Raw genomic sequence first — 26,994 nt, 5'->3', positions numbered from 1 at the left:
CAAAATAAAACTCACACCACCGCAGGTGGCTTAGGCTTCATATCTAACGGCAACGGAATATACGCCCGGATCCGTAAACCGCCCCGCTCACTGGTACCGATATCCAACGAACCGGCGTGGGCATCAATAATCCGCTGCACAATCGCCAAGCCCAGCCCAGTACCACTGGTACTCCGCGCGCTATCGCCACGCACAAAAGGCTGGAACAGATGCTTCAAATCTTCAGGCTTGATACCAGGGCCGTCATCCTCAACCTGGAACCACGCACGCTGTAGCTCAGTGCCACTACTGACTTTTATCCAGCCATTACCGTAACGCGCCGCATTCACCACCATATTGGCCAACGCACGCTTAATCGATAACGGATGGATATCCACCAGCACTTCACCTGCACACAAATCAGTCTCGATTACCCGCTCATAACCACTTTCAGCCGCGATCACTTCACCGAGTACGGCATTCAAATCACTCGACTCTGTCGGCATCTCCTGCCCGGTGCGTAGATAATCGATAAATTGCTCAATAATGGCGTTGCACTCTTCGATATCTTTATTGATTGACTCAGAAAGGTATCCATCGGCTTCACTCATCATTTCAGTCGCCAAACGAATACGGGTCAACGGCGTGCGTAAATCATGGCTAACCCCAGCCATCAGCAAGGTCCGGTCATCCGCCAACAACTTCACGCCGGCGGCCATTTGGTTAAATGCCCGGGTAACCGAACGCACCTCTGACGCACCATACTCTCGTAACGGCGGCGGAATAATCCCTTTCCCCACCTGCAAAGCAGCATGTTCCAGCTCAACCAATGGCCGATTCTGAATACGGATAAACAGCCAGGCTCCCCCTACAGCCAATAACATAATTGCCAGGGTATAACGGAACAGTGGCGAGAAATCGCCCTGATGGATCTCAGTTAATGGCACTCGTACCCAAATATCCGGCGATAACCACGTCTTTAGCCAGACAACAGGGGAGTTTTTATTAACTTCGACCCGAACATCGGTTGGCCCACCCAATTGTTGGGCCATTTGATCACTGAGAAATTTGTAATGCTGTGCCCAACGCAGGCCACTTTCCTCCGCCGCAGCATTGGTATAAAGCGAAATCCCCAATTCACGGTAAATCTCACGCCGAAACGCCGGCGGGACTTCAAGTAGCGTGCCATCTTCCAATTGCAGCCGGTCAGTCATCAGCATACGAACTTCATACGCCAACACTTTGTTAAACTGCTGCAAACTGGGCAAGATGGCGAAATTCAGCACCACCAAATACGTGGTGACCAGACTGACGAACAGCAAGGTCACAATCAGTAATAAGGTTCGGGCAAATGAGCTACGTGGAGAAAAGCGCCATCGCCTCATGCTTTACTGCCGTCCGGTACAAATACGTAGCCCAAGCCCCATACAGTTTGGATATAGCGCGGATGCGCCGGATCTTCCTCGACCATACGGCGCAGACGTGAAATCTGTACATCGATGGAACGCTCCATCGCACTGTATTCGCGACCTCGGGCCAGATTCATCAGCTTATCGCGTGACAACGGCTCACGTGGATGACTCACCAAGGCTTTCAGCACTGCAAACTCACCACTAGTCAGTGGCATAGGCTCATCTTCACGGAACATCTCGCGCGTGCCTAAATTGAGTTTGAACTTACCAAACGCAATCACTGCTTCTTCCTGTGAAGGTGCACCCGGTAGCTCGTTAGCCTGACGGCGTAACACCGCACGAATACGGGCCAGTAATTCTCGGGGGTTGAATGGCTTAGGAATATAATCGTCAGCACCAATTTCCAATCCGACGATACGGTCAACTTCCTCACCCTTCGCCGTCACCATAATGATCGGCATCGGGTTACTTTGGCTACGCAGACGGCGGCAGATAGATAGACCATCTTCACCCGGTAACATCAGATCAAGCACCATCAGGTGGAAAGACTCACGGGTCAGCAAGCGATCCATCTGTTCAGCATTGGCAACGCTGCGCACCTGGAAACCTTGCTCTGTTAGGTAACGTTCCAACAGCGCGCGCAGGCGCATATCGTCATCAACGACCAGAATCTTGTGATTCTCTTGCATTTTATTACTCCCAAAGGCCGTATTGCTCGAACCTGTACATTGTTAAAAAAACTTACTTTATACCCTAAATAATTCGAGTCGCAGGAAGGCGGCAACTGAGCGAGCCCCCGGTCACTTACATGAGTCAGTGACGGAGGGTGAACGAAGGAAGCCAACACACATGCAGCTTGAAGTATGACGTGTATAACAGACAGCTTTTTATGGTATACATTCTAGTCGAAATTGTTACAAAGCTTATTGTTGTGCCTAATTATCAACACTTTCGTCAAATGGGCGGTAGCGGATCTCTAATATCCAGTAGGTTGCTTCACCATTTGGTGTCTGAACCGTCACCTCATCCTCCACCTGCTTGCCAATTAAGGCACGGGCAACCGGTGAATCGATAGAAATCCATTTTTTTGCCGGATCAAACTCATCCGGCCCAACCAGGCGAAAGATGCGCTGCTCTTCTAATTCATTTTCTACCCGCACCCAGGCACCAAAAAAGACTTTTCCTTCCTGACGCGGGTCAGGGTCGACAACTTTCAGCACCTCAAGGCGTTTGGTCAGAAAGCGTACCCGGCGATCAATCTCTCGTAGCCGCTTCTTACCATAGATATATTCAGCATTTTCCGAACGGTCACCCATTGCTGCGGCTTCAGACACCGCCTGTGTTACCACCGGGCGCTCTTCCCGCCACAGATAATGCAATTCACGATCCAGCGCCTGCCAGCCTTCGCGGGTAATGTAATTACTTTTCGCCATATAATTATCCCTTTGGCATTGATGCTTCTACTATACCCTAACTTTTTACCGATAAGTCCACGTTACCTCAAGCTCTGCTGCCGCTCTACTGGCAATTTATCCGGGCAATCCGTATAACTATCTTCTGCCATTTTTCCTACTCACTATCAGACTTGACATCAGACTTATGAATGAACAACTGAGCAGCATTATTGCAAGCGAACTACAGGCGCGGCCGGAGCAAGTTATCTCTGCTATCCGCCTGCTTGATGAAGGTAATACCGTGCCGTTTATTTCGCGGTATCGTAAGGAAGTTACCGGCGGGTTGGATGATACCCAGTTGCGCCAGTTGGAAAGTCGTTTGGGCTATCTGCGTGAACTCGAAGAGCGCCGCCAAACCATTCTTAAATCAATTGAAGATCAGGGCAAGCTCACTGAGCAATTGGCCGGTGCCATCAATGGCACCATGAGTAAAACTGAGCTTGAAGATTTATATCTCCCTTATAAACCGAAGCGCCGCACCCGTGGTCAGATTGCGATTGAAGCCGGTCTGGAGCCATTGGCGGACAGTTTATGGCATGACCCACAGCAAGAGCCAGAACAGGTTGCTCTCGCTTATGTTGATGCCGATAAAGGTGTTGTAGATACGAAAGCGGCACTGGATGGTGCACGCTATATCCTGATGGAGCGCTTTGCAGAAGATGCAACCCTACTGGCGAAAGTGCGCCAGTACTTGTGGAAAAATGCCCATTTAGTGTCAAAAGTGGTGGAAGGTAAGGAGCTGGAAGGGGCTAAATTCCGCGATTACTTTGGCAGCCACGAACCTATCGCCCATGTCCCTTCTCATCGCGCACTGGCTATGTTCCGTGGCCGCAACGAAGGCGTGTTACAACTGGCACTGAATCCTGATCCGCAGTTTGACGAACCGCCGCGCGAAAGTCAGGGCGAGCAGATAATTATTAACCATCTCGACCTGCGGCTGAATAATGCGCCAGCAGACGGTTGGCGCAAAGCGGTGGTCAACTGGACCTGGCGTATCAAAGTGCTGATGCATCTGGAAACCGAGCTGATGAGCACCCTGCGCGAACGAGCCGAAGATGAAGCAATCAACGTATTCGCCCGTAACATGCAAGATCTGTTGATGGCAGCCCCTGCCGGCATGCGCGCCACCATGGGCCTTGATCCGGGCCTGCGGACTGGGGTGAAAGTGGCGATAGTGGACGCTACCGGCAAGCTGGTTGCCTTTGATACCATCTACCCTCATACCGGGCAGGCTGCTAAAGCCGCCGCCGTGGTGGCCGCCCTGTGCATCAAGCATCAGGTTGAACTGGTGGCTATCGGGAATGGTACCGCATCGCGGGAAACCGAGCGTTTCTTTGTCGAGCTACAGCAACAGTATCCGGCGGTCACCGCGCAAAAAGTGATTGTCAGCGAAGCAGGGGCCTCGGTTTACTCCGCCTCTGAGTTGGCGGCGCTGGAGTTCCCAGATCTGGATGTCTCCATCCGTGGTGCAGTGTCTATTGCCCGGCGGTTACAAGACCCACTGGCTGAACTGGTAAAAATTGACCCAAAATCTATCGGGGTCGGCCAGTATCAACATGATGTTAGCCAAAGCCAACTGGCGAAAAAGCTGGATGCGGTAGTGGAAGACTGCGTAAACGCCGTGGGTGTGGATTTAAACACCGCGTCAGTGCCGTTACTGACCCGGGTTGCGGGTTTAACCCGCATGATGGCGCAAAACATTGTTAGCTGGCGTGATGAGAATGGCCGCTTCCATAACCGTGAGCAATTGCTCAAAGTCAGCCGCCTCGGGCCGAAAGCCTTCGAGCAGTGTGCCGGCTTCCTGCGTATCAATCATGGCAATAACCCGCTGGACGCATCAACCGTGCATCCAGAAGCCTACCCGATTGTTGAGCGCATTTTGGCTGCAACTGAACAGGCATTGCAGGACCTAATGGGTAATGCTACCGCGCTGCGTAATCTTAATGCGCGTGATTTCACCACCGAGCAATTTGGTGTCCCGACGGTCACCGATATCCTACGCGAGTTAGAAAAGCCAGGCCGTGACCCACGCCCTGAGTTCAAAACCGCAACCTTCGCTGAAGGTGTAGAGACACTCAATGACCTGACTCCGGGCATGATCCTCGAAGGCTCGGTCACTAACGTGACCAACTTTGGTGCCTTTGTTGATATTGGTGTTCATCAGGATGGTTTGGTACATATTTCATCACTGGCGGATAAGTTTGTCGATGACCCACATAAGGTGGTGAAAGCCGGGGATATCGTCAAAGTGAAAGTCATGGAAGTGGATTTGCAACGCAAGCGCATTGCCCTGACCATGCGCCTTGATGAACAGCCTGGTGAAGGCGGCTCGCGTCGTGGTAACAATGGCGCTAATAGTGCGAATAGCAGCGCCAAGGGCCGTAATGACAATCGTGGTGCCAGCCAGCCTCGTAACAGCAATGATTCGAACAGTCGCCCAGCAGCCAAGGGCCGGGCAGACAGTAATTCTGGTAGCAACAGTGCCATGAGTGATGCACTGGCGGCGGCATTTAAAAAACGCTGATATCTCTACTTAGGGCCACGTTGGTGGCCCTTTTTTCATTTACGTTTTTGTTTCAAATTATCGCGACATCTTTAATATTTCCTCTCATATCCTTTTCTTCTATAAAGCTGAAGGTTTATCTTTTAAATTAATTAGCACGCGATTCTTTTCTGCTGCGAAATGACGTTTACATCATGATTAAATCGGCGTTAATTTAACAATCTATTTAACATGAGGGTTAATTTCGTCAATTATTCACTCTAATTTATAAATAATTATGAAGACATTCTGCGAGTTAATTAAAATCCGAATGTTATTTTATTAAAATGTGAGTGAATTGATTATGTTAACAATCGGTATTTTACTGCCCTAACAGGACATAATAGAAACATTCAGTTAACTGATTTAACTCATTATTTTCATTTGCGATCATGTTAATTTGATGGTAAAACAAGCATAAATAAAAATCAGACTCATTAATTATACCCTAAATAATTCGAGTTGCAGGAAGGCGGCAAGCGAGATAATCCCGATGAGCTTACATGAGTAACTGATTCGGGTTAGTGAGCGTAGCCAACACACAGGCAACTTGAAGTATGACGGGTATATAAAAATGAAATAGTAACGAATACTTACTTTTGAGTATTTCGCCTTAGTTGAATATGAAAACGATTCTTACTATTATTATTTTATCTGTTACCTTTTAGAGTCGTATCACTCTGAATTTTGGTATGCCAATAACGTAATAACAAGAGGCACCTATGCACCTTATCCCGCAGCGTTCCTATAAAATTGTTGGTTTCTCGCCTGAAATCAGCCCGGCTTACCGGCAGAAATTATTGTCACTGGGTATGCTGCCCGGCTCTTCGTTTAATGTTGTCCGCCTCGCGCCATTAGGTGACCCCATTCAGATAGAGACCCGCCGCGTCAGTCTGGTGCTACGGAAAAAAGACTTAGACCTGCTAACGCTGGACTTGCAACCCTAATATTGCGGGTCAACATCCTATTTTGGCTGCCGGGCTGCGTGTCAAAGCCCCCCTGCGTAGTCTGATTTTAATTTACTAATATCACGTTGGATCATGAAAGCACTCACAATCGGCCTGATCGGCAATCCCAATGCAGGTAAAACCACCCTTTTTAATCAGTTAACCGGTGCCCGCCAACGGGTGGGGAACTGGGCCGGGGTTACGGTGGAGCGCAAAGAAGGCCATTTCACTACCACGCAACATCAAGTGACATTGGTTGACCTGCCGGGAACCTACTCCCTGACCACCATTTCTGAGCAAACCTCGCTGGATGAGCAAATTGCTTGTCACTACATTCTAAGTGGTGAAGCTGACCTGCTGATTAATGTCATTGATGCGGTGAATCTGGAGCGCAATCTCTACCTGACACTGCAACTGGTTGAATTGGGTATTCCCTGTATTGTGGCGCTCAATATGTTGGATATTGCCAAAAGCCAACATATCGATATTGATATCAAGGCATTATCTCAGCAGTTAGGTTGCCCGGTTATTCCGCTGGTCTCCACTCGCGGGCAGGGTATCAATGAATTAAAAAGCAGTATTGATGAACTTCAGCCGATTCCCTTTAAGGCTTTGGTTAACTACCCACCAGTGCTACTCAGTGAAGTAGATAAGTTGGTAGAGGCCATGCCTGAGTCCTGGCCGGTACAGCAGCGCCGTTGGCTGGCACTGCAAATATTGGAAGGTGATATCTATAGTCTGGCACGTGCAGGCATAGCGCCCTCAATCGTGGCGCTAGCGCGTGAAAATCTGCGAGCAAGCCAACACGAAGATCCCGAGCTGGTGATAGCCGATGCCCGCTATCAAAGTATTGCCCGCATCTGTGATGTAGTCGGTAACTCGCAACAAGCGGAACCGAACCGCCTGACACAAGCGCTTGATAAAGTGATCCTTAATCGCTGGTTAGGTGTCCCGATCTTTCTGTTTGTCATGTATTTAATGTTTGTCTTAGCCATCAATATCGGTGGGGCGTTGCAGCCCATATTTGATATCGGCTCTGCGGCTATCTTTATTCAGGGGTTGCAATGGGTGGGTTATACGCTGCATTTCCCACAGTGGTTGACCATCTTCCTCGCTCAAGGCGTGGGGGGCGGGATTAATACCGTGCTGCCGTTGGTGCCACAAATTGGCATGATGTACCTGTTTCTCTCCTTTTTGGAAGACTCCGGTTATATGGCCCGAGCCGCATTTGTTATGGACCGGCTGATGCAGGCGCTGGGGTTACCGGGTAAATCCTTCGTACCGCTGATTGTCGGTTTCGGCTGTAATGTGCCCTCGATCATGGGTGCACGAACACTGGATGCGCAACGCGAACGCCTGATAACCATCATGATGGCACCCTTTATGTCCTGTGGCGCACGGCTGGCGATTTTTGCCGTCTTCGCGGCGGCATTCTTCGGTCAGGACGGGGCCAGTATCGTTTTCTCTCTTTATCTATTGGGTATCGCGGTCGCCATCCTCACTGGGCTGGTGCTGAAATACACCATTATGCGTGGCGAAGCCTCACCCTTTGTGATGGAACTGCCGGTTTATCATGTGCCCCATCTAAAGAGTTTGTTATTGCAAACCTGGCAACGGTTAAAAGGTTTTGTCCTGCGCGCCGGGAAAGTGATTGTCATTGCCAGTATCTTCATCGGCGGCCTGAACAGCTTCTCTTTCAGTGGCAAACCGGTAGATAGCATCAATGACTCAGCACTGGCCTCAGTCAGTAAAGTGCTGACGCCACTGCTGGCACCCATGGGTGTTCATGGCGATAACTGGCAGGCAACCGTGGGGTTAGTGACCGGCGCCATGGCAAAAGAAGTGGTGGTAGGGACACTTAATACCCTCTATACCGCAGAGCAGATTAAGAATGAACCCTTTGATGCCGAGAGCTTCAACTTACCGGGCGAATTGGTCGGGGCGGTTAAAACCACCTGGCAGGGCTTAAAAGATACTTTTAGCCTTAGCATGTTATCCAATCCCATTGAAGCCAGCAAAGGTGATGGTGAAATGGCGGCCGGTTCCATGGGCATGATGAGCAGTAAATTCGGTTCCAGTATTGCTGCCTATAGCTACCTGATATTTGTGTTGCTCTATGTGCCCTGCGTCTCAGTCATGGGGGCTATCGCTCGGGAAACCAGCCGCGGCTGGATGACCTTCTCAATACTGTGGGGGTTAAATGTGGCCTACTCACTGGCAACCCTGTTCTACCAAGCCGCCACGTTTCACCAGCACCCGCAACAAAGCCTAATGATTATTGCGGTGGTTATGGTGATTAATGCGTTGATCTTGTTTGGATTGCGCCGCGCGCGGAGCCGGGTAACTGTCAGATTGCAAAACAGTAAACCTGCGAGCTGTTGTCAGAGTGCAAGCAATGATTGTCATTAACAAACCGCTTTTGTTACAACAGGAGGCATGATGGCGAGCCTACTCCAATTACGCGATGCTATCGCACTCAGTGGTAGTGTGGCAGCGAGTCAGCTAAGCCAGCAATTGGCAACACCTTTACCCCTGGTTGAGGCCATGCTGGAAAGACTGACGGCAATGGGCAAGGTTGAGCGCATTGAGCAAGATAATAGTGGGTGCCTGACGGGCAGTTGCAAGAGCTGCCCTGAAGGGAAAAATAAATGTAACACTGTGATTTATAAAATAAAAAATCATCATTAAGTCACAAAAAGAGATGCCCGATGGGCATCTCTGCCTTTTTATTACTTATAAACATCGGCATCAGCGTCAAATTTCTTCTTTTCACGCTCGGCGATGATCACATAATACTTACCGCCTTTCTCATCCGCCATTTTCGACAGCTCTTCTTTCACATCCATCGGCGATGTTGCCTGACCCGACGTGGTAATGGTGCCAATCTTCTCGTAATTCTTCGCTTCTTCTTTAGTAATTTCTTTCGCCGCCATCGCGCCAAAAGAAACCCCCGTAACGACCAGAGCTACAGCCAGATTTTTCAATAAATTCATACCGAATACCTCGCAAATGAAGGATTAATGCGTATAAAAACAGTAAGAAAAACAGAGATGAATTGATTTAATTAAAGACAGTTGGCTGATGTGACGCCACGCGCAGTGGCCGCCCACACCTCTAAAGAAAAGGCTCTCCCCATGCCAGTGCGCGGGGATGCGCCAATTTGAACCTTCTTAATTATTAAGCAGATTTAATATTTAGCCATTAAATTACACATTAAATTCCATTCATCTCTATGTGCTAAGGCCTTAAATCTGTGGCAGTTAGCTATTCCAGTGTGATTTTAGCGTCAACATGTGCTGAAAAATCGATAAGTAATTTTGAAAAATCATCAGGATGAGAAACAAAAGGGGCATGAGCTGCTCCCTTCATCACCACCGATTGACTCTGCGGCCAGGCACTATCTAATAACGAAGCCACTTTGCGCGGCACCAGCCCATCCAGATAACCATAAATGCGCAACAAAGGTAGAGTGCATTTGGCCAGTGCGGGTCGTAAATCGGCAGTACGCAGAATGTCTAGCCCGCCGATTAACACCTCCACCTCTGGCATCTGGTGTTGTAGCACCACCGCTTTCAATAAACGGGCATCCTGTCGTGCACTTTCCGTCCCCAAAGTTTGCAATGCCAGAAAACGCTCAACGGTACGCTGAAAATCCTCACTTAACTGTTGCTGGAAACCGGCCAAGACTTCCGGCCGAATCCCCGGCCATTCATCATGCGCAGTAAAACATGGCGAGGAGGAGACAGTTATTAGCCCACGCACGCGCTCTGGCTGAGTCAAGGCTATCTGACTGGCCACCAGCCCGCCCATCGACCAACCGAGCCACAAGGCGCGCGGTGGTGCTTGTTGTAAGACAATTGCCGCCATATCAGACAGTGGCATCGCACCAAAATCTTTGCTGCGCCCATAACCGGGGAGGTCCACCAAATGCAGACGAAAATGCGGCGCGAGTCTATCAATTATGCAATGCCAGACTTCGGCGTTCAGCCCCCATCCGTGCAGCAGCACAAGATCGCAATCACCTTCACCGCAGGTGTTCCAATACAGTTGTTTCATACGTTAATATCCTGTTGCCTTAGCCGCGTCATACATCACTTATCAAGGAAGATAAACATGCTAACAATCGTCAGCCAGTGTTGGCTATGCCGGCAGCGGTTATATCATCCCAGGCATGGCATTTGTTGTTATTGCAACCAGCATTTACCTAAATTACCGCCCTGTTGCCCTCGCTGCGGCTTGCCCTGCACTAACCCGGCGTTACCTTGTGGCCGCTGCCTTAACGCACCACCCCGCTGGGCGAGTATGACCTTTGTCAGTGATTATATTCCGCCCTTGAACGGGCTGATAAAAAAGTTCAAATTTAACGGCGTCACACCGTTGGCTCCGGTACTGGCCCGTTTATTATTGTTACGCTGGCTTGATGCCTACCGTCAGGGTAAGGTTATCAGGCCAGAAAGAGTCATTAGTGTGCCTTTACACCGCAGGCGCTGTTGGCGGCGCGGCTATAACCAAACAGACCTGTTAGCACGGCCATTGGCACACTGGCTTGGCTGCCACTACAGTAATATGACGTTACAGCGAGTACGGGCTACACCACCGCAGCAGCGATTGAACGCTACCGCGCGACGTAAAAATATGCGGGGGATATTTCGTTGTACACAGTCTCTTCGCGGCCAACATATTGCTCTGCTGGATGATGTCGTAACAACGGGCAGTACACTGAATGAGATTGCCGATCTACTCTGGTCCGAGGGGATTGCCTCATTACAGGTGTGGTGTATCTGCCGAACCTTGTAGTCACCCCAGCAATGGGCGTATTATAACCGACAAGAATAGTCAACTATTGAGCAGATGCCATGATCACAATAACAGACGCAGCACAATCTCATTTTGCCAAACTGTTGGCAAATCAAGAAGAAGGCACCCAAATCCGGGTATTTGTTATCAACCCCGGAACACCCACCGCTGAATGCGGCGTGTCTTACTGCCCACCGGATGCGGTCGAAGCAACAGATACTGTACTGAAATTTGAGCAGTTATCTGCCTATGTTGATGAAATGAGTAAGCCTTATTTGGACGACGCTGAAATCGACTTCGTCACTGACCAACTAGGCTCTCAACTTACCCTGAAAGCGCCTAATGCCAAAATGCGTAAAGTTGATGATACTGCACCATTGATGGAGCGGGTTGAATATGTTCTGCAATCGCAGATTAACCCGCAACTGGCCGGGCATGGTGGCCGTGTAACATTGATGGAAATCACACCAGATGCATTGGCTATCCTGCAATTCGGCGGTGGCTGTAACGGGTGTTCTATGGTTGATGTCACACTGAAAGAAGGCATCGAAAAAGAGCTGTTGCAGAAATTCCCAGAATTGAAAGGCGTGAGGGATTTGACCGAGCATCAGCGCGGCGAGCATTCCTATTACTAATTATCCTGCGCCCTTGGTGCTACAGCGGTGTTAGCTTCGCTCTCTCACCCGAATCACTGACTAATGTCAGCTCATCGGGATTTGTTCGCTTGCTGCCTTGCTGTAACACCAATGACTTTGGCTAATAACTTTGGCTAATAATTGAGCATTGCTATTACTCATTATCCTGCGCCCTTGGTGCTACAGCGGTGTTAGCTTCGCTCTCTCACCCGAATCACTGACTGATGTCAGCTCATCGGGACTTGTTCGCTTGCTGCCTTGCTGTAACACCAATGACTTTGGCTAATAACTTTGGCTAATAATTGAGTATTGCTATTACTCATTGTCCTGCGCCCTTGGTGCTACAGCGGTGTTCGCTTGCTGCCTTGCTGTAACACCAATGAATAATATTGTTCTTAATGCTGACAAAACCAGATGACTCAATCTGGAGCGGTGAGGATAGGCAGAAGAGTAAAGCGTCCGCGCCAGGGATGGCGCGGCATGAGCCTACATCGACGTATTGACGGCGTCTTTACGATCTGCCTGTTCTCTGCGCCACGAGCACTTTATTGGCAGCCTACTGAGAGATTCCCTCCCCTTATCATCCCGCCGACACATTCTTGCGCCGCTTATCCAAATCCTTCAATAAACGATTAACCTGGCTGTCAGCAAACATCTCTTCCAAGCTCGAGGTCAATTTACGCCGCCAGTTCGGATATTCCTCACTGGTTCCGGGAATATTTACCGGTGTCGCCATATCCAACCAATCTTCCGGTTGCAAACCCAGTAATGCGCTGGCGCTGTCGGCAACATAACGCTGTAATCCTCGGTTAAGGACCGGGCTCATCGAGAGGAGTGACGCTTTATGGCCTACCTTCTTTGGCACACAGTCATAGTGATGTAACCCTTCCAATAATCCTTGCTTGGCCCGTTCCCGATCAAGATAAAGCTGCTTCAATATCTGTTGGTCTGGATATAACCCCAGCTTATTCCCCAACGTCAGATCGTCACTTTGCCAATAGCCCCGTAAGGTCGGCAAGTCATGGGTCGTAATGGTAGCCATCGCCTGTGCCGGATAAGATTGTGGCGCACGGAAGGTATTCTCACTGTCATGCTCAAAATAGAGCACCTTGTAGGAATACACCCCGCTGTCACGCAGCTTAGCCACAATTTCTACCGGTACCGTGCCTAAATCCTCGCCAATCACCATGCAGTGATGACGCTGACTTTCCAGCGCCAATATCGCCAATAGATCATCGACCGGATATTTAACATAAGCCCCCTGGGCGGCAGTCTGCCCGTAGGGAATCCACCACAGACGCAATAAGGCCATCACATGATCAATACGCAGAGCGCCACAACTGGTCATATTAGCGCGCAGCAAATCGATAAAAGGCTGGTAGGCACGCGCAACCATGACGTGCGGGTCCATTGGTGGCAACCCCCAGTTCTGGCCCAGCGGCCCTAAAATATCAGGCGGAGCCCCTACCGAGGCTTTCAGACAATATAACTCGCGGTCACACCAGGTTTCAGCGCCACCTTCAGCCACACCAACAGCTAAATCACGGTACAAGCCAATCGGCATTTTTCGTGTCTGGCTGTTGCGAAAACAGTTATCAAACTGAGTGGCGGCCAACCACTGTAACCATAGATAGAAGGTCACATCACTCGCGTATTCGCGGCAAAAATCAGCTACAGCACTGCTGTGCCCATCACGATATTTTTCTGGCCACACCGGCCAGCCCCACATCATTGGGTCTTGCGCACTTAAATGAGCATGTAGCGCATCAAAAGCTGCTTGTTGATGCAGACTACGACCGCCTTGTTCCACAAACTGGTGGAATGCCTGCATCCGCGCATCTTTTGCTTTACGAGCAGTAAACAGCGGGAAGGCCAAACGCAGCGCCATCAATTTCAGTTGCATAACCTGCGGATAATCAACCCACTCATTAGCCCGAATTTCAGCCAGCGTCTGTTGTGTTGCTGGTTGATGCCACCAGAGCTGCGCCGCTTCACTGTGCTGAAACTCATCCACGCGGTTCACGTCGATATAAACCACATTCAGCCAGCGTCTTGAAGAGGGGCTATAGGGGCTAGCACTCTGTGGATTAGCCGGATACAGCGCATGAATCGGATTCAAACCGATAAAGGCACCACCACGCTCGCCCACCTGTTCCAACATCTGGCTGAGATCACCAAAATCACCAATCCCCCAGTTACGTTCGGAACGCAGGGTATAGAGCTGTACACAAGCGCCCCACAACTTTTTCCCTGCCAGCAACGCATCTGGCTCATAGCAACGTTTCGGTGCCACAATAATTGAACACTGCCACTGCTGTAACCCTTGTTCGAGAATCAAACGGTGATAACCCTGCGGCAGAGAAGATGGCAATGTCAGCGTCTTTTTTGCACTGATACGCCCCTGGTGCAACTCACCTTTTTCTGTCTGCAATTGCCAGTGATAATCGCCTGAACCCGCCATTGGTAACTGCATTGGGCTACCAAAAGTAAATACTTTCACCACCGGTAGTGGTGTATTTTCTGTCGAGGTGTCCTGAGGCACCTGGGTGCGCCCCATGGCCGCCAACAACTGCTGCTTGGTTTCCGGCAAAATAGCCTGCGGCTTACCATGAGCATTAATGTAGCTGGCGGCTATCCCTGCCAGTGTCGCTGCTTGATCGAGCGATTTACGATCCATGCAGTCTTCTCCTTAACGTTTGGCTTGCCAAATCCGTGATTGGTAATCACGAATTGAACGGTCAGAACTGAACATCCCTACCCGGGCAGTGTTAAGAATGGTACGGCGGGTCCATTCATCCTTATCGCGGTACAGGGCATCAATTTGCTTCTGTGCCTGACAGTATGAGGCAAAATCAGCCAATACCAGATAAGGGTCACCCCCTTCCAACAGGCTATGCAACATCATGTCAAATGCGTGCTTATCACCTTGGCTGAACGCACCACTGGCCAGCTCATCCAGAATGCTTTTCAGGTGCGCGTCAGCTTTAAGATACTTCTGTGGCTTATAACCTTTCGCCAAAATGGCTTTTACCTGCTCCACGGTGTTACCGAAAATAAAGATATTCTCGTCACCCACCTGCTCGGCAATTTCAACGTTAGCCCCATCAAGGGTACCCACCGTCAATGCACCATTCAGTGCCAGTTTCATGTTGCCAGTGCCAGAGGCTTCTTTACCGGCAGTTGAAATCTGCTCCGATACATCCGCCGCAGGAATCATCAATTCCGCGACTGAAACCCGATAATCGGGGATAAAGACCACTTTTAGGCGATCTTTGACGATCGGATCATTGTTGATCTTATCGGCGGCCTGATTGATCGCATAAATAATATTCTTAGCTAAATAATAACCAGGTGCAGCTTTGGCACCAAACAAGAACACACGCGGCGCAATATCCAGATTCGGGTTGTCACGGATCTGGCGGTAGAGCGACAGAATATGTAACAGATTCAAATGCTGACGCTTATATTCATGCAACCGCTTAATCTGCACATCGAAGATGGCGTCTGGATTAATCACCAACCCCATAGTTCGCTTAACGTATTCAGCTAACTTAACTTTGTTGTCATATTTGATCTGCTGATAACGGCCCCTAAAAGCCTTATCTTCGGCATAAGACTCAAGCCCGGCTAATGCATCCAGATTATTCGCCCATTCCACTTTCAGCGTGTCATCAATCAGGCCAGATAATGCCGGATTACATTGCTTCAACCAACGGCGCGGCGTAATACCATTAGTAACATTATGGAATTTATTTGGCCATAATTGATAGTATTCAGGGAATAAGTCTTTGATAACCAGATCAGAATGCAGTTGCGCTACGCCGTTGACGGCAAAGCCGCTGACCACACACAGATTGGCCATTCTCACCTGCTTATTATGATGAACCGCCAGCTTGGCCCACACCGCTTCATCCCCAGGCCATTGCTTATCCACCACCTTTTTAAACTGCGCATTGATCTGCTTGATGATGACAAAATGGCGTGGCAACAAACTACGCACTAATTTTTCATCCCAACATTCAAGTGCTTCAGGCATCAACGTGTGGTTGGTATAAGCGAAGGTTTTGCTGGTGATCGCCCACGCCGCATCCCAGCTTAGCTGATGCTCATCCAGCAGTACTCGCAGCATTTCAGGAATAGCGATAGTCGGGTGGGTATCATTCAGTTGAATAACTTCATAGTCAGGCAATTCAGCCAGTTTACGACCAGCCAGATGATGCTTACGTAAAATATCCGCCACCGAGCAGGCGCATTGGAAGTATTGCTGCATCAGGCGCAGACGTTTGCCGGCCAGATGGTTATCGTTTGGATACAATACTTTGGTCAGTTTTTCTGCTTCAACGCCATTTTGTTCTGCCAGCAGGAACTTCCCATCATTAAAATTAGTTAAATCAAATGGATGTTGATGAGTCGCCTGCCACAGGCGCAACGGCTGTGTTACACCATTGCGAAAACCCAGCACCGGTAAATCCCAAGCTTCACCGCGTAAGGTGAAGGCCGGACGCCACACCTGGTGGCCATCAGCGAGTTTTTCTAACTTGCCAGCAAAGCCGACATCAACCGCCAACGCCGCATTATGGCGAAACCACGGATAACTCTCGCGCTGCCAGTTGTCCGGGGCTTCCTGTTGTTTACATTCACTGAAAGATTGACGGAACAGACCGTATTGATAATTCAGACCATAACCGGTGGCGGGTTGCTCAACGGTTGCCATCGAATCAAGGAAACAGGCCGCCAAACGCCCAAGACCGCCATTACCCAATGCAGGGTCAGTCTCCTGCTCCAGCAAATCACACAGGTTAATTTGCTGCTCGGCCAGCAATGCCTCCACTTGATCATACCAACCCAGATTAATCAGGTTGTTTGCCGTTAAACGACCAATCAAAAACTCCATTGAAATGTAGTTAACATGCCGTTGGACTTTTTGGGTTTTACCTGGTGCAGGCTGAGCCGCCAATTGTTCGGCTAACGCCGCGCTGACAGCTTCCCACCATTGGTGTTGAGTCATTTGCTGAGCGGAGGTTAGGCCAAAGCGCTGCCACTGGCGGGTCAGTGCGGCCAGGAAATCGTCCTTTTTAAGCGTAGGCTGTGACATAGGGAGTCTCTATCCTGTGAGTGGGGTAATTTTACCCTTATCCTGCCAATGAGAACTGACAAGGGCATCATCCTGCCGGGGGATTAGCTGGGGATGAGTCGCAGGGCGTAGCTAAAATTGTGATCCGGTGCAACTTACAGCCATATGAAACATTAACTCTATTGCAATAACATGGCCGTTATCAGACCTTAGCAGTGCTGATTAATTACGAGGCTAAAAATAATTACTCTTATGAATGCCTGTAACATTTCATTACAAATGGACATATCACTCGCCAGGACGTCTTCTCACCGGATATTGGTTAAACCGGACACAGCATGCTGATCCCCTCAAAACTGAGCCGCCCGGTACGGCTGCAAAATACCGTGATACGCGACCGTCTATTGGTTAAGTTATCAGGTGTAGCAAACTATCGCCTGACTTTGATCAATTGCCCAGCCGGTTATGGTAAGACCACGTTGATCGCCCAATGGGCTGCCGACCAATCCAATCTCGGGTGGTATTCACTGGATGAAAGTGACAATCAACCAGAGCGTTTCGCCTCTTATCTGATTGCTGCGGTACAGTTGGCGACTGGCGGCCATTGCAGTAAAAGTGAAGCTCTCAGCCAAAAGCATCAAAACGCCAGCCTTTCAGCGCTGTTTGCTCAATTATTTATCGAGTTGTCCGATTGGGATGGCCCGCTTTATCTGGTCATCGATGACTATCATCTGATTACCAATGACGCTGTTCATGAAGCGGTGCGCTTCTTTCTGCGTCACCAGCCGGAAAATATGACGCTGATCCTGCTATCCCGCACCTTGCCACCGCTGGGAATTGCTAACCTGCGGGTGCGCGATCAGTTGCTGGAATTAGGCATGCAGCAACTGGCATTTAATCATCAGGAAGCACAGCAATTTTTTGATTGCCGCCTGTCAGTGCCACTGGAACAAGGTGATAGCAGCCGCTTGTGTGATGAAGTTGAAGGCTGGGCCACCGCGCTGCAACTGATAGCACTGTCATCGCGTCAGCCAAACTCATCCGCGCAAAAATCGGCAAAACGCCTGGCAGGGTTAAATGCCAGCCATTTATCAGACTATCTGGTGGATGAAGTATTAGATCAGGTGGATAGCAATTCCCGCGTTTTTCTGCTGCGTTGCTCAGTATTACGTTCCATGAATGATGCCCTGATTGTGCGCCTGACTGGGGAAGATAACGGTCAGCAACGGCTGGAAGAGTTGGAGCGCCAGGGGTTATTTATTCATCGTATGGATGACAGTGGTGAATGGTTCTGCTTCCACCCGCTATTTGCCACCTTCTTGCGCCAGCGCTGCCAGTGGGAATTGGCGTTGGAGTTACCGGAATTGCATCACGCAGCCGCTGAAGGCTGGATGGCGCTGGGCTACCCGGCTGAAGCAATCCACCATGCATTGGCCGCAGGTGATGTTGGCATGTTACGTGATATCTTGCTGCAACATGCCTGGACGCTGTTTAACCACAGTGAGTTGGCGCTGCTGGAACAATGTCTGGTCGCCCTGCCTTACTCTTTATTGGTGCAGAATCCAGAACTGGCACTGCTACAAGCCTGGCTGGCGCAAAGCCAACACCGTTATGGTGAGGTGAATACCTTGCTCGAGCGCGCTGAATCGGCAATGCAAGAGCGCAAAATCCCTGTTGATGAGATTTTACGCGCTGAATTTGATGCCCTGCGTGCTCAGGTAGCTATCAATGACGGTAAGCCAGATGAAGCCGAAAAACTGGCAACTGATGCGCTGAAATATCTGCCGATGGCGAACTTTTATAGCCGTATTGTGGCAACCTCCGTAACTGGTGAGGTTCATCATTGTAAAGGGGAGCTAAGCCGTGCGCTGCCCATGATGCAGCAAACCGAGCAAATGGCACGTCGCCACGAAGCCTATCACTATGCCTTATGGGCATTGCTACAACAGAGTGAAATCCTGATTGCACAAGGTTTCTTGCAAGCCGCTTATGAAACGCAAGATAAAGCCTTTGATTTAATTCATGAACAACATCTTGAGCAGTTGCCGTTGCATGAATTCCTGCTGCGTATTCGCTCCCAAATTTTATGGTCGTGGTCACGGTTGGATGAAGCGGAAGAAGCGGCACGCAAAGGTATTGAGATTCTGGTCAATTACCAACCCCAACAGCAATTGCAGTGTTTGGCGATGCTGGCAAAATGCTCACTGGCGCGTGGCGACCTGGATAACGCCAATATGTATATTCAGCGTTGTGAGGCCCTGCAACACGGCAGCCAATATCATCTCGACTGGATAACCAATGCCGATAAGCCACGGGTTATTCACTGGCAGATGACCGGGGATAAAGTCGCCGCCGCAAGTTGGCTGCGCCAGGCAGAAAAACCGGGGATGGCGGATAATCACTTTTTACAGGGGCAGTGGCGTAATATCGCGCGGATACAGATCATGCTAGGGCGCTTTAATGAAGCCGAAGTAGTATTGGACGAACTGAACGAAAATGCCCGCTGCCTTCGTTTAACCAGTGACCTTAACCGTAATCTGTTGTTAAGTAATATCCTTTACTGGCAAACCGAACGTAAAAGTGAGGCCCAGAAAGCGCTGATTGAATCACTGTCATTGGCTAACCGCACCGGTTTTATCAGCCATTTCGTGATTGAAGGTGAAGCTATGGCACAACAGTTGCGCCAACTGATTCAACTTAACGCGTTACCGGAATTGGAACAGCATCGTGCTCAGCGAATACTGAAGGATATTAACCAGCACCATCGGCATAAATTCGCCCATTTTGATGAGATATTTGTCGATAAACTGCTAACTCACCCGCAAGTACCAGAACTGATCCGTACCAGCCCGCTAACCCAGCGCGAATGGCAGGTATTGGGGCTGATTTACTCCGGCTACAGTAATGAACAGATCGCCGGTGAGCTGGAAGTGGCGGCCACTACGATTAAAACCCATATCCGTAATTTATATCAAAAACTGGGGGTTGCTCACCGTCAGGAAGCCGTACAACAGGCACAGCGTTTATTACAGATGATGGGTTATGTTTGATTATTTTTATTGTTATGGCAATAAGTTACCACTGTACTGCAATTTACATTAAACCAATGTTATTGCAGTCAGTGGTCTTTGGCGATAATATTTTTATATTAATAATATTATTGGCTATAACTGTTAGCTCTTTAATATCTTTGGGGGATTGAGCAACATCCTACTGATTGAAAGACAAGTTAAGTACAACTATATAGCCTATATAATTGTTTCATTTCGTTTTTACTGCAAACTCCCCACTTCATTGAAATATTTAATGAATTCCCGCAATGACTTTAATCTCTGATTAGCATTCAAACTGGCATTCCTTTTCTCCACCTTAATATTATCACTATAAACAGTAGCCTGAGATTGAGATTGTGCACTTGATAAGCGGTTAAGCATAGATAATGCCTTTATTTTAAACCAACCCTGTGCCCTATATTAATAACAATAGATTTAATTTATTAATTCTATAAGAAACAACATATTAAATTGGAATCAGAGACAAAAATAACATTACAGTTAGTCTGGTATTTATCAGCTAAAAAATGATTATAATCGTGTTTTGGCATTTTCTCTCTAAATGCATTTTTGTAAGGTAGAGCAAGATGGAACAGTTTGAAACAATCAGTGTTGAGCAGGCTCATAGCCGCCTGAAAGAGAATACCGCCGTATTGGTCGATATCCGCGATCCACAGAGTTATGAAGCGGGCCATGCCCCCATCGCGTTCCATTTGACCAACAGCAGCCTGCATACCTTTATGCAGCAAACAGATTTTGAACAGCCCGTCATGGTGATGTGCTACCACGGCAATAGCAGCAAAGGGGCGGCGCAGTATTTGCTCCAGCAGGGCTTTGAGGCGGTTTACAGCATTGATGGTGGTTTTGAGGCATGGGCCAAAAGCTATCCACAAGACGTGGTACAGACCAGTTAGCTAATGCTCACCCAATTGTGATATTTTTAAACACTTTGATTAACATCTCGTGATACCCAATAGATTTCAAGAGGCAGGAAGGCGGCAAGGGAGAGAATCCCGATGAGCTGACTCAAGTCAGTGATTCGGGTAAGCGAGAGCAGCCAACACAGCTGCAACTTGAAAGATGAAGGGTATAAATATGATTCGTGTAATAGCAATCTCTAATCCGCGTCTGGCGCAGGCCTTTGTGGATTATATGGCCACTCGCAATGTGGTACTGGAAGTTCGGCCTGATACTCAGGGTGCAGAGATCTGGCTTGCCGATGATGAGCAATTGCCCTTGGTGCAGCAGGAGCTGGAACAGTTTTTGCTCGATCCCCTCAATCCACGCTATCAAGCCGCAAGCTGGCAATCGGGTAATTTACACTCAAATTTATCCTATCAGCGCTTTTCCTACCTGCAGACACTGCGCAGTCAGGCCGGCCCACTGACATTGAGTGTCATGGTGCTGTGCATCGCCATCTATATTCTGATGCAAATTGTCGGCGATGCGGCCGTTATGTCATGGCTTGCCTGGCCCCGTGACGAGAGCCAATATCTACAACTCTGGCGCTGGGTCAGCCATGGCTTTTTACACTTTTCGCTACTGCATATCTTATTTAACCTGATGTGGTGGTGGTATCTGGCAGGACAAATGGAAAAACGGCTTGGCACCGGTAAATTGCTGGTATTAACTGTGGTATCTGCCCTGTTCAGTGGCTGGGGGCAATCGCTATTTAGCGGTGTGAATTTTGGTGGTCTGTCTGGTGTGGTGTATGCCTTAATGGGTTATGTCTGGCTGACCGGCGAACGCGCACCCGAGCGCGGTATCTCGTTGCCCCGAGGTTTAATGGCTTTTTCTGTCCTCTGGCTGATTGCCGGTTATTTCGATGTTTTAGGTTTGTCGATTGCCAATGCGGCTCACGTTTCAGGTTTGATTATTGGGTTATTAATGGCATTTTGGGATACGCGCAGCAGCGTAAGAACCACACAATAACTGCCTGAGCAACCAGGCGCATTAGGGGATTATAGTGAAGCAAACGCAGCGGCATGATGCGATTATTGAATTGGTACGCCAACAAGGCTACGTCAGCACTGAAGAGTTAGTAGAACATTTTGCCGTTAGCCCGCAAACCATCCGGCGTGATTTGAATGATTTGGCTGACCAAAACAAAATTCATCGTCATCATGGTGGTGCAGCACTCCCTTCCAGCTCAGTTAACGCCGCCTATAACGATCGTAAAGTGATGTGGTCGGAAGAAAAGGCCCGTATTGCACAGCGTGTTGCCAGCCAGATCCCCGATGGTGCAACACTGTTTATCGATATAGGTACCACGCCAGAAGCTGTCGCCCACGCGCTGATGAACCATAAGGGGCTGCGGGTGGTGACCAATAATCTTAACGTTGCTACCTTGCTGACGGCTAAAGAGGATTTCCGGCTGATTCTGGCTGGTGGTGAAGTTCGCACCCGCGATGGTGGGATTATTGGTGAGGCTACACTGGATTTCATTTCTCAGTTCCGTCTTGATTACGGCATCCTTGGTATCAGTGGTATTGATATGGACGGCTCACTATTAGAGTTTGATTACCATGAAGTGCGCACCAAGCGAGCAATTATCGAGAACTCCCGTTGTGTGATGCTGGTAACCGACCACTCAAAGTTTGGTCGTAACGCAATGGTGAATTTGGGGAATATGAATTTGATTGATTATCTGTTTACCGATCAGATGCCTCCTCCCAGTGTGATGAAGATTATTGAGCAGCATCAGGTTCAATTGGAGTTGTGTTAGTCGTTAAATTTTAGTTTTGGTTTTGGTGATCCGGTGCGGTTGTTAAAGCAACTCAAGTGCTCTAACAACCTAATCGGATCATCGAACACCGAACACCGAACAACCGAACCAGATCAACTATCCACTAAGTCCAAATCCAGTCCTTCCTCCCACATTTTGATAACAAAAATGTTACCTCCATCACGGGGAAATGTTTTTTTTTGGTTAACTCTTGGCTTGTTTGTTGGTTTTTGATTACAATCATGAGCGAAAACGAACATTAAAGAGCTGTTTCGAACATCTGGAGAGAGGAAGCATGGAAACCAAAGACTTGATCGTGATCGGTGGCGGCATTAATGGTGCCGGTATCGCTGCGGATGCGGCAGGGCGTGGCCTGTCCGTTCTGCTGCTGGAAGCGCAAGACTTGGCCTGTGCTACGTCTTCCGCCAGCTCCAAACTTATCCACGGTGGCCTGCGCTATCTGGAACACTATGAATTCCGTCTGGTAAGTGAAGCACTGGCCGAACGTGAAGTATTATTGAAACTGGCACCGCATATCGCATTCCCAATGCGTTTTCGTCTGCCGCATCAACCCCACCTGCGCCCAGCCTGGATGATCCGCACTGGTTTGTTCCTGTACGATCACTTGGGCAAACGTACCAGTCTGCCTGCCAGTAAAGGGTTGCGTTTTGGGCCAGAGTCGGTATTGAAACCAGAATTGGTGCGCGGTTTCGAATATTCTGACTGCTGGGTCGATGATGCTCGTCTGGTGGTGCTGAATGCACAAGAAGTGGTCGAGCGCGGTGGTGAAGTCCGCACCCGTACCAAAGTGACCCGTGCCTGGCGTGAACAAGGTCTATGGATGGTTGAAGCCATTGATGTGAATACCGGCAAAACCTTTACCTGGCGTGCCAAAGGCTTGGTAAATGCGACCGGACCATGGGTTAAGCAATTCTTCGACGACGGCCTGAAGCTGAAATCGCCTTATGGTATCCGCTTGATTAAAGGCAGCCATATCGTCGTGCCACGGGTTCATAATCAGCCACAAGCCTATATTCTGCAAAACGAAGACCATCGTATTGTTTTCGTCATTCCGTGGTTGGATGAATATTCCATCATCGGCACCACTGACGTGGAGTACCACGGCGATCCGAAAGAGGTGAAGATCGACTCACAAGAGATCGATTACCTGCTGAAAGTGTATAACGATCACTTTAAAAAACAGTTGGGTCGCGACGATATCGTGTGGACCTACTCTGGTGTACGTCCGCTATGTGACGACGAATCAGATTCACCGCAAGCTGTCACCCGCGACTACACGCTGGATGTGGCCGATGAAGGGGGTAAAGCACCACTGCTTTCTGTATTTGGCGGCAAACTGACCACCTATCGCAAACTGGCAGAACACGCGTTGGAAAAACTGTCTGGCTACTATCCGAATGTCGGCCCAGCATGGACCAAGACTGGCGCATTGCCGGGTGGTGATATTGGCGGCAGCCGTGACAACTATACTGTTCAGTTGCGCCATCGCTATAACTGGTTACCTGAAGGGCTGGCCCGCCGCTATACCCGTACTTATGGTAGCCATAGCGAGCTAATTTTGGCAGAAGCTACCAGTATCGAAAGCTTGGGTGAACATTTCGGCCATGGTTTGTATGAAGCAGAATTACGCTATCTGGTTGAAAAAGAATGGGTTGTAGAACTAGATGATGCGATTTGGCGTCGTACCAAGTTAGGTATGGCTCTGGACGATGCGCAGAAACAGCGCGTTGCCGAATGGTTGGCACAGGTGCAGGCCGGGAAACAACAGACATTATCGCTGGTTTCCTGATAGCCAACCCAGTTCGCCGATCTGCTTAAAAAAACCCTCTTCACAGTTGACTGTTGAAGAGGGTTTTTATTATTAGCTCAGTGGATATAACTACAGCCGGATAGGCTTAATATGCCAAATCTCATCGGCATATTCTTCAATGGTACGATCTGAAGAGAAGTAACCCATATTGGCAATATTGAGTAACGTCTTGCGCGTCCATTCGTCCGAATGGCGATATAGCGTATCAACCTGCTCCTGAGTATCCACATAGCTGCGATAATCAGCCAATAGCTGGTAGTGATCACCAAAATTGACCAGTGAATCGAACAGGCTGGTATAACGCTTAGGGTCTTCGGGGCTAAAGGTGCCCGTCGCCATTTGCGTCAATGCCAGATGCAATTCAGGATCTTCATCGTAATATTTCCGTGGGTTATAACCATTGTTACGCAGCACCTCGACCTGTTCGGTGGTATTGCCGAAGATAAAGATATTCTCCTCACCCACATGTTCGCGGATCTCGACGTTAGCCCCATCCAGTGTGCCAATGGTCAGCGCCCCGTTGAGGGCAAACTTCATATTACTGGTACCCGAAGCCTCGGTTCCCGCCAGCGAAATCTGTTCCGATAGGTCAGCCGCCGGAATGATCAACTGCGCCAGACTCACGCTATAGTTCGGAATAAATACTACTTTCAGCAGGTTATTAATCCGAGGGTCATTGTTGATTACCTTCGCCACGTCGTTGATCAATCGAATTATTTGCTTAGCATTGTAATAAGCTGATGCCGCTTTACCGGCAAAAATCACCACGCGCGGCACCCACTTCTCATCCGGTGCTTCGAGAATACGGTTATAGCGGGTGATAACATGCAACACATTCAGCAATTGTCGTTTGTACTCATGAATACGTTTGATTTGCACATCAAACAACGCGCCCGGATTGACCACAATATTCAATTTTTCAGCAATATAAGCCGCCAGCCGTTTTTTGTTCTCCAACTTGGCCTTTTGCAATGCCTGCAAGAAGCTTGGGTAATCGAGGTTTTTTTCCAGCTCACTGAGTTGGCTCAGATCAGTTCGCCAATTGTGACCAATACTGTCATCCAATACCGTAGCCAGTGGTCGGTTAGCCAACCCCAGCCAGCGCCGTGGCGTCACCCCATTGGTTTTATTGCAGAAGCGATTAGGGAAAATGTGAGCGAAATCGGCAAACAGTGACTGCACCATGAGTTCAGAGTGCAAAGCAGACACACCGTTAACTTTATGGCTGGCGATCACCGCAAGCCATGCCATACGGACCTTCCGCCCATGGGTTTCATCAATAATAGAGACTCGTGGCAACAGTTCTGGTTCAGACGGATATTGTTCCTGTACCAGTTTGAGGAAGTGATCATTGATATCAAAAATGATTTGCAGATGGCGCGGTAAGATTTTGCCAATCATGTCAATTGGCCAGGTTTCCAGCGCTTCGGTCATCAACGTGTGATTGGTGTATGAGAACACCTGCTGCACCACGTCCCACGCATCCATCCAATTAAACTTATGTTCATCGATCAACAGACGCATCATTTCAGGAATGGAAAGGACCGGGTGAGTATCATTGAGATGAATAGCAATCTTATCTGCCAGATTATCGAACGTCTGATGCATGGTCCAGTGGCGGCTGAGGATATCCTGTACCGTCGCCGACACTAAAAAGTACTCTTGTCGCAAACGTAATTCACGGCCGGAATAGGTAGAATCATCGGGATATAACACTCGTGATACGTTTTCTGAATGGTTTTTATCTTCAACCGCAGCAAAGTAATCACCCTGATTGAATTTGCCCAGATTGATTTCATTACTGGCCTGCGCAGACCATAAGCGCAGTGTATTAGTTGCATCCGTATCAAAGCCTGGGATGATTTGATCATAAGCACAGGCGAGGATTTCTTCGGTTTCCAGCCAGCGAGTTTTGCTGCCTTCCTGCTGAATTCGGCCACCGAAGCGCACTTTATAGCGGGTATTATGGCGTGGGAATTCCCAGGCATTACCGTATTCCAGCCAGTTATCTGGCGACTCCATCTGTTGGCCATCCACTATTTTCTGGCTGAACATGCCATATTCGTAGCGGATACCGTAGCCACGGCCCGGTAGTGCCAGTGTTGCCAGTGAGTCCAGAAAACACGCCGCCAGACGGCCTAAGCCACCATTGCCAAGCCCAGGGTCGTTTTCTTCTTGCAACAGCTCTGACAGATTGAGGCCCATCTCATCCAGCGCCTGTTCGATATCTTCATAAATACCCATCGATAACAGTGCATTAGAGAGGGTTCGCCCCAATAAAAATTCCATCGACAGATAGTAAACCTGACGAACGTCTTGTGATAATTGTGCGCGGTTAGAACGTAGCCAGCGTTCTACCATCCGATCCCGTACCGCAAATAATGTCGCATTCAGCCAATCGTGCTGAGTCGCAATCGAGGGATCTTTGCCGACAATAAACATCAATTTGTAGGCAATCGAGTGTTTCAGCGCATCCACACTGACAACGGGTGAGGTATAACTGAACGGTGATGTCATAGCGGTTTTCCCAATTCGTGGTTACAAC

General features: G+C 49.0%; 19 protein-coding genes and 1 pseudogene. 12 read left to right on the top strand and 8 right to left on the bottom strand.

Annotation, left to right across the window (positions count from 1 at the left end):
• Positions 1-11 precede the first annotated feature (11 nt).
• The 3 genes from envZ to greB all read right to left on the bottom strand — a co-directional run bounded on the left by envZ (position 12) and on the right by greB (position 2,824).
• Entirely contained in the window at positions 12-1,364 is a 1,353-nt protein-coding gene (gene envZ, locus V1956_RS03400) for a two-component system sensor histidine kinase EnvZ (protein WP_420074186.1), read from the bottom strand.
• Positions 1,361-2,080 carry an osmolarity response regulator transcription factor OmpR gene (gene ompR / locus V1956_RS03395; RefSeq protein ID WP_004709363.1) on the bottom strand — a complete coding sequence of 240 codons (720 nt, stop codon included), beginning with the start codon at positions 2,078-2,080 and terminating at the stop codon, positions 1,361-1,363. Before ompR ends, envZ begins: the two co-directional genes overlap by 4 nt.
• A gap of 246 nt (positions 2,081-2,326) precedes the next feature.
• Positions 2,327-2,824: a transcription elongation factor GreB gene (gene greB, locus V1956_RS03390; protein ID WP_005186101.1), complete on the bottom strand. Its 498-nt coding sequence runs from the start codon at positions 2,822-2,824 to the stop codon at positions 2,327-2,329.
• A 166-nt stretch (positions 2,825-2,990) separates the two neighbouring features.
• On the opposite strand from greB, the gene V1956_RS03385 reads away from it, so the two are divergent.
• The 4 genes from V1956_RS03385 (at position 2,991) to V1956_RS03370 (ending at position 9,022) form a co-directional block, all read left to right on the top strand.
• Entirely contained in the window at positions 2,991-5,369 is a 2,379-nt protein-coding gene (locus V1956_RS03385; protein ID WP_442824811.1) for a Tex family protein, read from the top strand.
• Between the two features lie 740 nt (positions 5,370-6,109).
• The gene (gene feoA, locus V1956_RS03380; RefSeq protein ID WP_005186094.1) at positions 6,110-6,334 is read left to right on the top strand and encodes a ferrous iron transporter A; all 225 of its coding nucleotides are present in this window, start codon (positions 6,110-6,112) and stop codon (positions 6,332-6,334) included.
• Between the two features lie 93 nt (positions 6,335-6,427).
• Positions 6,428-8,743, top strand: coding sequence for a Fe(2+) transporter permease subunit FeoB (gene feoB, locus V1956_RS03375; protein ID WP_442824810.1), 2,316 nt, complete (start codon positions 6,428-6,430; stop codon positions 8,741-8,743).
• A gap of 30 nt (positions 8,744-8,773) precedes the next feature.
• A complete protein-coding gene (locus tag V1956_RS03370; protein ID WP_442824809.1) occupies positions 8,774-9,022 on the top strand; it encodes a FeoC-like transcriptional regulator in 249 nt (82 codons plus the stop codon).
• A 41-nt stretch (positions 9,023-9,063) separates the two neighbouring features.
• Here the strand turns inward: V1956_RS03370 and V1956_RS03365 are convergent, their stop codons facing one another.
• Positions 9,064-9,327, bottom strand: coding sequence for a YdgH/BhsA/McbA-like domain containing protein (locus V1956_RS03365; RefSeq protein WP_083161242.1), 264 nt, complete (start codon positions 9,325-9,327; stop codon positions 9,064-9,066).
• A gap of 271 nt (positions 9,328-9,598) precedes the next feature.
• On the bottom strand, positions 9,599-10,390 hold the full coding sequence (gene bioH, locus V1956_RS03360; protein WP_442824808.1) for a pimeloyl-ACP methyl ester esterase BioH: 792 nt from the start codon (positions 10,388-10,390) through the stop codon (positions 9,599-9,601).
• 57 nt (positions 10,391-10,447) lie between these two features.
• Between bioH and gntX the strand changes: the two genes are divergently transcribed.
• From gntX to V1956_RS03345, 3 genes and pseudogenes are all read left to right on the top strand, one after another.
• Positions 10,448-11,131: a DNA utilization protein GntX gene (gene gntX / locus V1956_RS03355; RefSeq protein ID WP_442824807.1), complete on the top strand. Its 684-nt coding sequence runs from the start codon at positions 10,448-10,450 to the stop codon at positions 11,129-11,131.
• A 59-nt stretch (positions 11,132-11,190) separates the two neighbouring features.
• Positions 11,191-11,766: a Fe-S biogenesis protein NfuA gene (gene nfuA / locus V1956_RS03350; RefSeq protein ID WP_083161247.1), complete on the top strand. Its 576-nt coding sequence runs from the start codon at positions 11,191-11,193 to the stop codon at positions 11,764-11,766.
• Between the two features lie 490 nt (positions 11,767-12,256).
• Positions 12,257-12,325: pseudogene (locus V1956_RS03345) on the top strand (gluconate 5-dehydrogenase); the annotation flags it as partial.
• A 21-nt stretch (positions 12,326-12,346) separates the two neighbouring features.
• On the opposite strand, the gene malQ reads toward V1956_RS03345, so the two are convergent.
• Positions 12,347-14,443, bottom strand: coding sequence for a 4-alpha-glucanotransferase (gene malQ / locus V1956_RS03340; protein WP_420072058.1), 2,097 nt, complete (start codon positions 14,441-14,443; stop codon positions 12,347-12,349).
• 12 nt (positions 14,444-14,455) lie between these two features.
• Positions 14,456-16,861 carry a maltodextrin phosphorylase gene (malP, locus tag V1956_RS03335; protein WP_420075127.1) on the bottom strand — a complete coding sequence of 802 codons (2,406 nt, stop codon included), beginning with the start codon at positions 16,859-16,861 and terminating at the stop codon, positions 14,456-14,458.
• Positions 16,862-17,178: 317 nt separating this feature from the next.
• Between malP and malT the strand changes: the two genes are divergently transcribed.
• From malT to glpD, 5 genes are all read left to right on the top strand, one after another.
• On the top strand, positions 17,179-19,890 hold the full coding sequence (gene malT / locus V1956_RS03330; protein WP_442824806.1) for an HTH-type transcriptional regulator MalT: 2,712 nt from the start codon (positions 17,179-17,181) through the stop codon (positions 19,888-19,890).
• Positions 19,891-20,480: 590 nt separating this feature from the next.
• On the top strand, positions 20,481-20,807 hold the full coding sequence (gene glpE / locus V1956_RS03325) for a thiosulfate sulfurtransferase GlpE (RefSeq protein ID WP_372560307.1): 327 nt from the start codon (positions 20,481-20,483) through the stop codon (positions 20,805-20,807).
• A gap of 181 nt (positions 20,808-20,988) precedes the next feature.
• On the top strand, positions 20,989-21,825 hold the full coding sequence (gene glpG, locus V1956_RS03320; RefSeq protein ID WP_372560306.1) for a rhomboid family intramembrane serine protease GlpG: 837 nt from the start codon (positions 20,989-20,991) through the stop codon (positions 21,823-21,825).
• 34 nt (positions 21,826-21,859) lie between these two features.
• On the top strand, positions 21,860-22,618 hold the full coding sequence (locus tag V1956_RS03315) for a DeoR/GlpR family transcriptional regulator (RefSeq protein WP_083161259.1): 759 nt from the start codon (positions 21,860-21,862) through the stop codon (positions 22,616-22,618).
• Between the two features lie 295 nt (positions 22,619-22,913).
• The gene (gene glpD / locus V1956_RS03310) at positions 22,914-24,428 is read left to right on the top strand and encodes a glycerol-3-phosphate dehydrogenase (RefSeq protein WP_420074875.1); all 1,515 of its coding nucleotides are present in this window, start codon (positions 22,914-22,916) and stop codon (positions 24,426-24,428) included.
• A gap of 90 nt (positions 24,429-24,518) precedes the next feature.
• Here glpD and glgP read toward each other — a convergent pair whose 3' ends face one another.
• On the bottom strand, positions 24,519-26,966 hold the full coding sequence (gene glgP / locus V1956_RS03305) for a glycogen phosphorylase (RefSeq protein ID WP_372560304.1): 2,448 nt from the start codon (positions 26,964-26,966) through the stop codon (positions 24,519-24,521).
• Positions 26,967-26,994 lie beyond the last annotated feature (28 nt).

The organism is Yersinia sp. 2540 StPb PI (assembly GCF_052217165.1).
Classification (GTDB): Bacteria; Pseudomonadota; Gammaproteobacteria; order Enterobacterales; family Enterobacteriaceae; genus Yersinia; species Yersinia enterocolitica_E.
Note: the sequence above shows the minus strand (reverse complement) of the source record. Positions and strands in the feature narration are given on the sequence as shown.